This is a genomic window from Mesorhizobium sp. M6A.T.Ce.TU.016.01.1.1 (genome assembly GCF_003997065.1).
GTDB classification, from domain to species: Bacteria; Pseudomonadota; Alphaproteobacteria; order Rhizobiales; family Rhizobiaceae; genus Mesorhizobium; species Mesorhizobium mediterraneum.
The window spans coordinates 66,446-76,425 of record NZ_RZTJ01000025.1 but is presented as its reverse complement, the minus strand read 5'-3'; the positions used below and the strand labels follow the sequence as shown (position 1 = coordinate 76,425).

Annotated in this window: 9 protein-coding genes and 1 pseudogene; 5 read left to right on the top strand and 5 right to left on the bottom strand. The window is 59.3% G+C overall.

What is annotated here, in order from left to right; genetic code table 11:
- Positions 1–227 (top strand): annotated as a pseudogene (locus tag EOC94_RS29135) (hypothetical protein); the annotation flags it as partial.
- 538 nt (positions 228–765) lie between these two features.
- Here the strand turns inward: EOC94_RS29135 and EOC94_RS29130 are convergent.
- The 4 genes from EOC94_RS29130 to EOC94_RS29115 form a co-directional block, all read right to left on the bottom strand.
- The gene (locus EOC94_RS29130) at positions 766–2,037 is read right to left on the bottom strand and encodes an alpha/beta hydrolase (RefSeq protein ID WP_245465677.1); all 1,272 of its coding nucleotides are present in this window, start codon (positions 2,035–2,037) and stop codon (positions 766–768) included.
- A gap of 80 nt (positions 2,038–2,117) precedes the next feature.
- On the bottom strand, positions 2,118–2,921 hold the full coding sequence (locus EOC94_RS29125; protein WP_127294939.1) for a hypothetical protein: 804 nt from the start codon (positions 2,919–2,921) through the stop codon (positions 2,118–2,120).
- 133 nt (positions 2,922–3,054) lie between these two features.
- Positions 3,055–3,837 (bottom strand): transporter, encoded by a 783-nt coding sequence (locus EOC94_RS29120; protein WP_127294937.1) that lies wholly within the window; start codon positions 3,835–3,837, stop codon positions 3,055–3,057.
- 62 nt (positions 3,838–3,899) lie between these two features.
- Positions 3,900–4,205 (bottom strand): hypothetical protein, encoded by a 306-nt coding sequence (locus EOC94_RS29115; protein ID WP_095486782.1) that lies wholly within the window; start codon positions 4,203–4,205, stop codon positions 3,900–3,902.
- Between the two features lie 364 nt (positions 4,206–4,569).
- Here EOC94_RS29115 and EOC94_RS29110 point away from each other — a divergent pair, with 364 nt between their 5' ends.
- From EOC94_RS29110 to EOC94_RS29095, 4 genes are all read left to right on the top strand, one after another.
- Positions 4,570–6,291 (top strand): hypothetical protein, encoded by a 1,722-nt coding sequence (locus EOC94_RS29110; RefSeq protein ID WP_127294935.1) that lies wholly within the window; start codon positions 4,570–4,572, stop codon positions 6,289–6,291.
- 468 nt (positions 6,292–6,759) lie between these two features.
- Complete coding sequence (locus tag EOC94_RS29105) at positions 6,760–6,984, top strand: hypothetical protein (RefSeq protein WP_127294933.1); 225 nt, start codon at positions 6,760–6,762, stop codon at positions 6,982–6,984.
- 646 nt (positions 6,985–7,630) lie between these two features.
- Positions 7,631–7,858: a hypothetical protein gene (locus EOC94_RS29100; RefSeq protein ID WP_126106607.1), complete on the top strand. Its 228-nt coding sequence runs from the start codon at positions 7,631–7,633 to the stop codon at positions 7,856–7,858.
- Between the two features lie 478 nt (positions 7,859–8,336).
- The gene (locus EOC94_RS29095) at positions 8,337–9,485 is read left to right on the top strand and encodes a hypothetical protein (RefSeq protein ID WP_245465676.1); all 1,149 of its coding nucleotides are present in this window, start codon (positions 8,337–8,339) and stop codon (positions 9,483–9,485) included.
- Here EOC94_RS29095 and EOC94_RS29090 read toward each other — a convergent pair.
- Positions 9,466–9,972: a hypothetical protein gene (locus tag EOC94_RS29090; protein ID WP_127294929.1), complete on the bottom strand. Its 507-nt coding sequence runs from the start codon at positions 9,970–9,972 to the stop codon at positions 9,466–9,468. The two genes, EOC94_RS29095 and EOC94_RS29090, sit on opposite strands and share 20 nt — an antisense overlap.
- Positions 9,973–9,980 lie beyond the last annotated feature (8 nt).

The window sequence follows — 9,980 nt, the reverse complement described above, 5'->3', positions numbered from 1 at the left end:
TCTCCATTGACGGCCATCTCTATCGTGGTGTGGCCACTAGCACGAGCGGCGAACTCAAGGGCGGATACTCTGGCGGCTACATCTTGACAGACGACCCGAAGTTCAAGCGCGACGTAGCGAAGAAATACAAAATGACCGTGTTTCCGGAAACCAAGGGGGCCTTTGTCGTCGATCTGAAGGGGACTTACAAGGCAATGGCAATGGGCCACAAGTGCCTCACGCAGTGACTCCGCTCTGACCACTCAGTTGCCTTTCTTGGGTCCGGAACGCAAGGTTGGCGTTTGAAACAGAATTGGCAATTCTGTTCCACCCGACGCTTAGTCGGGCACCGGGCGCGGTGTATGTCTTGGGTGACGCGGAGCACCATGGTTTCGCTGGGCGCGGTTGCGGCAAGCGTCCCACTTGGCTTGGCTTAGTCGCGGACTTTTTCAGCAACATTGACCCATTCTGAGCATTCGCGCCGGTGTCCTGGAATCCGTGCATTTATGGCGTCAGGGTGCAGACGCGCGGACCGGGCGAGTTGGTTCCAAGGCGCCTTGTACTCCGGGCTCTTGGTGTTCACGAAATAGGTGTGAAGGACGCGGTAGTTATCCAACCATCGGAAAGCCAGGTGTAGGGTTTCAGCAGCCTGCGCGCTTCTGGAGCCAAGTGATGGACCCCCAAGAGCTAGCGCCGAGAAATAGAATAGCGTCGACTGAGTTTCATCGCGTTGTCTCCCAGTTTTGTCGTCCGGCGACATAGATCTGGGGGTGCCCCTTCAAAGCACTATGACTTGCACTTCTTCGCGGATGGTGCTGGCAGGGCGCAATTCTTGTCACCAGCGCTCGATTTCTGGCTGGTCTGGGAACCCGTCAAGGCGCCGATGTGATTGCCTAAATTTTCTCTGCTGTTTTGATCGACCGCTGCAACAGGTGCTGCAATCACCAACCCTGCCGCGCTGCCCGCCGCTGCCGCCACACCGGTTGTTGCGTGAATGATCGTGTCACCCAGGCCTATCCTGTTGTCGGTCAACGTCTGGCCGCCGGCCATTCGCGCGCCGATTAGTTGCACGACCTGCGGTGACGAGGCGAACTTGCCGTGATGCAAACGATCGCCGGATTTGACTTTCGTCAGATCGATGACGGTTATGTTGTTGCTGGCGAGTTCTTCCTTGTATGGAGCTTGTTCCGGATCAATCGATCCGAGCCGGGGGATATCGCCCCAGACCCGTCGCGAAACTTTGAGCGCGCGATCGTCCTGCGAGACAAAGAGGGTGAACTGCGGGTGCTGTTTGCCCATGTCGGCAATCTGAGTACGAAAAACATCGACGTCGACGTCTGGCGCGGCCAGCATGACGTTTTTGAACTTCGCCGGAAGGCCGCCATTGCGGATGGCCATCTGGCGCAAGCCTTCCAACGCAAGCCAGTTGCCCATCGAATGGGCGAGGATCGAAACTTCCTTGATTTCGGGATCGCGTGCAAGATACTGGAACAGCAGTTCGAGCGCGTTTCGCGTGTAGTTGGTGCTTTCACGATCGTAGCCATACGCCAGCGCACTGCCTCGGGAGGGCCATGTGACCAGGATCGGGACGCTCTGCGTGTCCGTATCCTTCGCGATCTGCGCAAAGCGATAGACCGAGTCTTCAAAGCGATTGTTGAATCCGTGAATAAAGACGAGGACACTGTGATCCGGGCTCTTCTTGACGGAGGCGCTAAGCCACCCCTTCGCTGTCTCGAGCGTCAATTCTTGGGCCTGCACGACGGCGAAATCAGTCGCCGGGTTTGATGGCAGCTTCTTGGGCCATGCGACCTCTCCAACCTTGCGGACCGATGCCGGAGGGATCGAAACCGTAATTTCCGCGAACGAGGGGGCCAGTCCGCGCTCGCCCGTATACATTTGTGCCGGATTGGAGGAACGACTGCGTGTCGTTGCGACCAGCATCTCCACCTTGCTGGAGGAAGGCGAGGTATCGGCCACGGGCAGCAGCACATTCGTCGGACGGGACGCGCACCCCCACAGCAGGCCAACCAACGCCGACGCCAACAAAACGTTGCTGATACGCCTGACTTTGGACAGACTCACGAAACAGTTTCCCAAACTCTTCTCCCGTTTCGAAATAATCCCAGGCTCAAATCCAATCAGAACCGAAATCTGGCGCCGATGATTGGTCCCTGCATTGCAATGTCAAACACAAATCCGTCGTCCTCGTAGTCTACGGCAAGGTAGCGATAGCCCGCTTCCAGCGTGACCGAATCACTGTACCGGTATTGAAGGGTGCCCTGCACTTGCCAATCGATGTCGGCGCCAAGGCCGAAGCCACCGACATCCGCCTCGCCATGGAGTCCGAATCCATTACCGAGAGCAACATCGCCGGCCACACCAATAATGGGGTCGACCCAAGTCTTGCTGCCGCTGGCCTCCCTTACGCCGAGAGGGCCAGTAACAGTCAAATCCGTATCCAGGTACCAGAGCCGTCCGCCGGCCAGAACGTCCAAGGTCGCGGTGCCATTGTCGACGACCCGATAGGAGCCGCCGAAGGTCCACACCACCGTGTTCATGTCCGCCTCGGCCGAAAGAGCCAACGGGCCGGCCGACGTGCCATCGGCCTCGAGTCCCAGGTAGATGACGTCAGTGAAAAGAGCGTAGCGGCCATTGCGCGCCTCACCGGCAAGCATGACCGGCGGGGGAGACCAATCGATGTGGTCAAAAATCTGGCTGAAATCGACGTCGATATCTACCGGCGAAAGGCCCCTGACGCCGACCCTGCCCTTCATACCTGCCATCCAGAAATAGGGCTCTGCGGTGAAGGTCCAGACTGGCGCGGCTTCAGCAGGCGCGGGTGCGGTTTCAGGAAGTTGCGTCGCAGCGTCAGCGGCGATCGCCGGCACCGCAACCAGCGCTGCCGCTGTTCCCGCCGAGGCCAACACGAGAGTTCGGATCATTCCCATATAAAGTCCCCTCTTTCCGTCTCACTTCATGTCCCGATGCGACCGTATATGCATTCGCGCTGCTCAGCTAATGGATATTGGATTCCGATCGTCTTTCATGTCGACAGCGGGTCATTTGTTCTTGGCTCTACTTCGGGAACAGCAGGCTAATTCCGGTGCGGAATCCGAAGCCGTCGGGTCCGCTATCGGGGCTTACCGCCCAATATCGCACACCGGCGAAGAGGCTGATTGGCTGCTTGTCGATCACAACCAGCTTCGAGACCTGGACATTGATCGGGACCGACCATTGATGCGCTTCCCAATTGTAGGCACTCTCGGTATTGAGCGTGAAGGTCCAGGCGTCCTTCGTCGTGTAAGAGACGAAAGGCTGCAGGAACGTGGAGTTTATATCACTGCGCTCGCTGTCGCCTGCAAATGACCAGATATGGTTGGCCAGCATACCGACCGTCCAGCCATCGAATTGCTTCAAGACGACGCCGGTCGGTCCCGCCCCCCATTTTTCCCCGCCAAGCAACGGATCAGTCGCAGTGGGCAACAGAAACACCGGGCCGACACCCCAGATGATCCCGCTCGCCGTGGGTTGGGAAGGCGAGAAGAACAGGCTTTGGCTTATGTCGCCGAGCCCGGACTGGTCGCCGGATGGTCCTGCAATGTCGTGCTGCCAGGCAATCGGCAAGATGGTGCGCGATATCAGGTTCCAGTTGTCGTTGAGCGTGATCGGGATGACCGGCTGCACGTTGACATAGGCTTTGTCACCATCGTTCGGGCCATAGCCGCTGTCGTAGTTGAACTGGATCGGCACGCTGATCAGCGAGGCGATCGGATTGGATAACTTCTTGGCGAGCTCCTGCGTGTCGTCCTGGGCTGACGCGACGGTGACGACAAGCAGGGCCGGGAGCAAGGCTGCCATAGTTTGTAGAGATCGCTTGCCAGACAGAAATTCCAAGTCAGCCCCCGAATAGTTCTTGCCTCTCACCGTGGCGGCCAAGGAATGACACGCGATTTGCGGGCAGCGTCCGCGTGCAGCACGGCTCCGACTTCCCCAACCAACCGATCCACCAGTTCCTGCCATTCGGCTCGTCTGGACTCGCGCAATGCCGGCGGGACCTTGTCGATCCTCGACAGTGCGAGTTCCGCCTCAGCAAGTTCCTCGCACATATCCTGAAAGCCCTCACTTCGGTCCATCAGCCGATGGATCGCCAATTCAAACTGCGGGAACCGACGTACCGCCGCCGAGACCGCTCTTTGTCTATCAGCCGGTTCGTCGTCCATCCTCATGGCGCAGATTCGTGTTTTCCCTGGACCACCGTAGCCTAGCGCATGGAGGTGGCTGCGGAATGTAAGTTACGTGGGCAACAGGGTAATTTCTGAACAACCATAGCGAGCGCGGTGGGCACCAAGCCCTATAAAATCGCAAATTCAAATTGCGCTTGCCGGTGAGGCCGCCTGACTATCGATCCGTTGTCGTCCGCCGCTGCACTGCACAAATCGTCGCCGTCATCCGGACGTTATCCGTTCAGACTACTAGGAGTATTGCAAGAACTGGCTCGCGCATATAGATTACGCGACGAGAGGTAACCGGCGAAAAAAGAAAATATAACTGGGAGTAAATCCTCCCAGAACGTCAGGTGAGGGAACCAAGGTGATTCGGGCGGAACCAGCCGCAGGGAGGGAGCATTGGCTCGCCCCAGAGGATTGTCGTGCCCAGCTTGCCCTGATCCTCAACAGTGCGGACTTCGATGCAACCGGTCGCGAGCGCCGCTTCCTCAGCCATGTGGTGGAAGAGACGTTGGAGGGTCGCGGTGATCGCATCAAGGCCTATTCGATCGCTGTCGAAGTGTTCGGCCGCGATATGTCCTTCGACCCGCAGACGGATCCAATTGTCCGGATCGAGGCTGGCCACCTCCGGCGCGGGCTCGAACGTTACTACCTGACTGCCGGACACGCCGATCCAATTCTCATCACGATCCCGAAAGGCGGTTACGTTCCAACGTTCTCGGTGCGATCGCCCGCCGAGATCATTGAGCCGGCCTTGCCGGTTGAGTGGGCAGAAAAAGTCCCGACCCCTGCTCGATGGATGAAGGCATCATGGCTGACGGTGGTTCTTGCGGCTACCGTCGCGGCATTGGCTGTTCTGGCATTGGGATTGGCGAGGAGCGGCGTTCGCCCGACTTCGCCCGAGATTCCGCGACTGTTGGTCGAGACGTTTGAGGATCTTTCAGGAACGGAAGCCTCCAGGGCGATTGCGAGCGGATTGACGCAGGAAATTGTCGGGCAACTCTCTAAGTTCAAGGACGTCATCGTCGTCCAATCTCCCGAAAACTCGGTCGCGCCGTCGCGCTTTGTTCTTGCGGGAAGCGTCCACCTGTCGGCCGATGCCTTCCGGCTTCGGATCAGGTTTATCAACCGCGCCGACGGCTCGGTCCTGTGGGCGGACAGTTATGATGGAGAGACGAAAGTCGCCGCGCTTATCGAGACCGAGGCCAGTATCGCACAGAAAGTGGCGACGAGCCTGGCCCAGACATACGGCGTGATTTTTCAGGCGGACGCCTCGCTCAACGTCTTGAATCCTCCCGACGATTGGGCTGCCTATTCCTGCACGCTTTCCTTCTACGCTTACCGCGCAAAGCTCGATCAAAGGGCACTTCCAGCGGTGCGTGCGTGCCTGGAGAAGGCCGTTGAGCGCTTCCCGGGCTACGCCACGGCCTGGGGTCTGCTGTCGCAGGCCTATATCGACGAGATTCGATTCCTCTTTCCTTCCGACGAAGCCGCGACTTCGGCCTCGGTCGCTCGCGCTCTTGCCGCGGCCAGGCGGGCCGTGGAACTGGATCCGCTCAATATCCGCGGCCTGCAGGCGGAAATGTTCGCGCTCTATTTCAGCAAAGAGATCGAGGCGGCGCTGCTAGTGGGCAAGCGTGCCTTGGACATCAACCCCAACGACACCGAACTGATGGGCGAGTACGGATATCGGCTGGCGCTTTCAGGAGGCTGGGACGACGGCTGCCCGCTGGTCGCGGAAGCTCACACGCGCAACCCGGGTCCCTTAGCCTATTACGAGACCGCGCTTGCCCTTTGCGCCTATTTTCGCGGCGATTATCCGCAGGCGGCCATGTGGATCAGGAAAACCACGTTTCCCGGCAATGCCAACTTTCACACCATCGCGGCCGCGATTTTCGGCGAGGGCGGATATGAAGCGGACGCCCGGCGCGAACGTGTCTGGCTTGAAGAAAACGCGCCAGGTTTGATCAAGAACCTCCGGCAGGAGGTCGCGAGGCGGATCATTCGACCAGAGGACGTCGATTTCTTCCTCGGTTCGCTCAAAAAGGCCGGGCTCGCATCCAAGGACTTAGGCGGGCAGACGTAAACTCTGCCCGCAAGACACGGCATTTTAGGTGGTGCGTACATGCCAGAGGTCGTGGCGATCCTTTCCGCTTTCGAAGCAGCCGGCGTCAAGTTCGGCGGTCCCCGGGGGGGCGACTAAGAAGTCAGCGGCGCCCGCCCCTCACCTGCCGGCGGCGAGGCCTGCATCAAAAACAACGAGATCCAGATGGACGAAAGTGTTCGTTCGAATGATGCTACTCCGTTGTCTTGAGCGCAGGTTTTGCTCAGCCAGCACAGCGCCTCCTCTTAAGCTCGCTGGTGGTCAAGGCCCGGCGGCCTGCTGATGGTCCCCCCCAATAGGGCTGCCGGGCCCCTCGAACTTGCGCCGCGGATTGCGCGGACTTCATGACCCGGATTAAAAGCGGGTCGATTGAATGTCGACTTTTGCCGTAAAAAGTTTCGGGCCGGAACGCTTGCGCGTCTCAAGGGTTGGGGTGCAGGAGATGCAGGCGTGGCCGAGAAGCCGTCTATCGCCGAGATGTTACGACGAACCTCTGACCAACTGAAGAGGATCCGGAAACGCGTCGCCAATGGCGGTCACGTGGACCAGATGCAAGAGGTCGATGCCTTGGTGGGCCTCGCTAAAGAAATGGCCGACCGGCAACTGGCCGGGTTAGAAAGGCCGGCAGATGAAAACGAAGGCTCTCTGCAAGACGATGACGATGCAAAGGACTGAGCGTCGTCGATCGCTGACATTCCCCGATCATGGAATTAGAATTATTTGAATTGCCGAGTTCGGTACTATTCAACGGCGGCGGACTCCAACCGCCTGGCCGGCGCCCGCCAAGCGTTCTTACCCCACGCCCCCCAAGCGGCGCCGGCCATCCGGATGCTGCCACGAAACGGACGGGAGTGCGTAGGCTGGGACGCGACCGGTATGTAGAAGACCCGCCGCTACATTTGCGAAGCGACGGGCCTCCACCCCATTCCCCACACCGTGCAATTGCGGTTCCAGATGTATGGACCCATTGCGGGGCACCTTGTGGCTTCTACACAGCGGAATTATCGCCACATAGTTCGTTCGCACGTTTCGATTCCATTAGCTTGAGCGCATGTATTCGCCAGCCAGGCGAGTATCTTAAGGCTCGCTGGTCAGGCCCAGCGGCCTCCAGCTGCCAGTCCCCCCCGCAACCAAGCCGCTGGGCCGTCCCCGCTTGAGCGAAGCGCGTTGTCTCGCATTTAGCGACATCTTGACTAAGGCCCCGCGTGTACCACTCAAATGAATGGCAATTTTCTGTCGGAATGCGTCTACGGTCCATTGTCCGCGACCACGCATTGTGTCGCGTGGGAGACACAGTAACTCCACTTTTAAAGGCGTCGAGATGCTACGAGCACCGCAAAGCCAGTTCCTGAGACCTGAAGATCGGGCGATCTGCCAGAGGGTGGTCGACCAGATAGCCGCCGACGCTAAATGGTACAGCACCTCGATAGACGGTCAGATTCTGGCCTCGACCACGCTCACTCTCTTTCAGTCCGGCGTCGTCAATGAAACGAATTTGCTGGCACATGTTCGCGCGCGCCGCCACGATTTTACTAACCTGACCGACTAGCACTTCACCCTGCCGACATCGGCGCCCGATGTGGCTCTTCGACGACCACTCCCTCCGCCAATACAACCCGGCCCTAAGTGCACAAACCCTGCAAAAGTACGGGCTTTTGAAGAAATGCTGTCACCAGGTGCTGCCGATTTGGCTGAAAGACGGTCATCTTGGCCGCTATTCTCCAAAGCTGGGAACCTCCGGATCTTGGTTCACAGGCCCACCCGGTCAAGCCGGAAAGGCGGATCAGGTAAACTTGCGTTACCTCCGATCAAATCCAAACCCATGGGTTTGAATTTGATCGCAACGGTCTGCAGGAATGGATGCGGACCGTCTGGCGAAACGACGTATTGAAAAGTCCACGAGCGGAGCGCGAAAGCCACCTGACGCGATGACCACGACGATTGAAGACATATACCGGCCGCTGGCGTTAACCGCGCGGTTTCTTGTCCAGTGCTGGCCGCAGCTATTGCTTGTCGGCTGCCTCGGTATGATCGCTCGTGATCTGCTGCTACAGGGCGCCGTGACGGTCGGCCTCCAATTCCCGCTAGGCGGAATGGTCATACTATCGTTGGTGGTTCTCGCCAAGCTGACGGTGCTGGTCATGATGTTCGTGGTGCTCCGGCCGCACATGCCGGCGGTGGCGGCATTGAGACAAAAAGCGAAAAAGGGAGCGGACGAAACAAAACGCGAGCCGATCCTGGCGATTACCGCGGCCGCGATCCTACCGTTCTTCGCCTACTATGCCGCCTGGGGTTTTCTCGGCGATACGGTTCGCGAATATTCGCGCATGGCGCTGGCCCAAGCCGAACTCGGCAAGAGCGTCGACATCTTCGCCATTCTTCAGTCAAGCGGCGTGGTACTGTCGATCGTCATTTGCTGGCTGGTGCGTTTTGCCGCCAAGCGACTGAATGCGCGCGCCTCTCACCCCTACTGGCGGCTGCTGATCGTGGCGACGGACGCAACTTGGGTCTTCATCGGTCTCTACGCGCTCGGCGAATGGAAAGACCAGTTCATCCGTTGGCTTGGCGCAGGCGCGGCGCTGCAACAGCTCAGCCTCGATTTGCTTGCGCCAGTAACTTCGGCGGCTGCGGCCGACCAATTCGTTCCCGCGGAATTCCGACCGCTTCCCTTCGGAGAGCAGCTTCAGAATCTTTTCTTTTTCGCGTTGCTGCCGATTGTCTGGCTGGTGATGGCCGCGATCATCAACGGCTATGAACTTTCCGCGCCCGCTCCCGGTCCTGCGCCATTGCGCACGACCTCCTGGCAGAGGTGGCTGAAGGATTTCGCGACCCATTTCGTTGGCGGCTACCGCAGCCGCTACTCGCCGGTCTGGACTTGCCTCAAGTTGACGCTCAGTGCCGGCCTTGCCACGCTTGTCACCTTCGTCATCGCCTATCAGGCGATCTCCTGGGTCGGCGCCTGGATGTGGTATGGCCTGACAAGGCTGATCGGAGCGCATGATCTCGCAACCTGGCAGATCTTCGCCGATACCATCAGCCTGTTCATCGGCAGCCCAAGCGATCTCGACGGGGGAATCCTGCTCGACGCGGTCCGGGTCGCGCTGCTTGCAGCCGTGCTCGAGACCGCGGTCGCCACGGCTGGCGAAGCGAGTGGCGTCAGGTCCGCGGTTCGCTGACGCTGAGATAATTTGGCAGCGCCGAATAGAGGGCGATCGACAGCGTGAGGCTGCTCGCCGCAGGTGGAATCGAAAAGCTGGCAGCCATCCGGGCCGGCTTGCCGGGCTCCGTCGCCGCAAACGCGCTGCCACCACACAGGGACCGTTGCTGGGCCTCCGGATATTGCTTTCTGACCACCGGATCGGCAAACAAGGTTGGCTGCCATTCGCGATCGCTTTCATCGGAAAGCCGCACCTGGCATGGAATGGCGCCGAGCGCCTTCGGGTCAGCAGCGAGCGCCTCGAACTCGGCAAGGACGACGGCGCTTCCCTCGCTGCCTGCCAGTCTGGTGAGGCGCGTCACGGTCCAGCTTGCGCCGGCATAGTCGATCGGTTGCCCCAAGGTCGCAGATACCGGCTGACGCAAATGTTGGGAGCGCCAGTCCTTGATGCTTCCCCACGTTTGCGCGGAGAGCGCGGCAGGCAGTGCAACCACCAGCGCCATCATGCTCAGCC

Excerpts from the sequence above, each read along its gene's own strand:
- EOC94_RS29125 (WP_127294939.1), bottom strand. The coding sequence starts at position 2,921 with ATGATCCGAACTCTCGTGTTGGCCTCGGCGGGAACAGCGGCAGCGCTG.
- EOC94_RS29120 (WP_127294937.1), bottom strand. The coding sequence starts at position 3,837 with ATGGCAGCCTTGCTCCCGGCCCTGCTTGTCGTCACCGTCGCGTCAGCC.
- EOC94_RS29115 (WP_095486782.1), bottom strand. The coding sequence starts at position 4,205 with ATGAGGATGGACGACGAACCGGCTGATAGACAAAGAGCGGTCTCGGCG.
- EOC94_RS29100 (WP_126106607.1), top strand. The coding sequence starts at position 7,631 with ATGCTACGAGCACCGCAAAGCCAGTTCCTGAGACCTGAAGATCGGGCG.
- EOC94_RS29095 (WP_245465676.1), top strand. The coding sequence starts at position 8,337 with ATGATCGCTCGTGATCTGCTGCTACAGGGCGCCGTGACGGTCGGCCTC.
- EOC94_RS29090 (WP_127294929.1), bottom strand. The coding sequence starts at position 9,972 with ATGATGGCGCTGGTGGTTGCACTGCCTGCCGCGCTCTCCGCGCAAACG.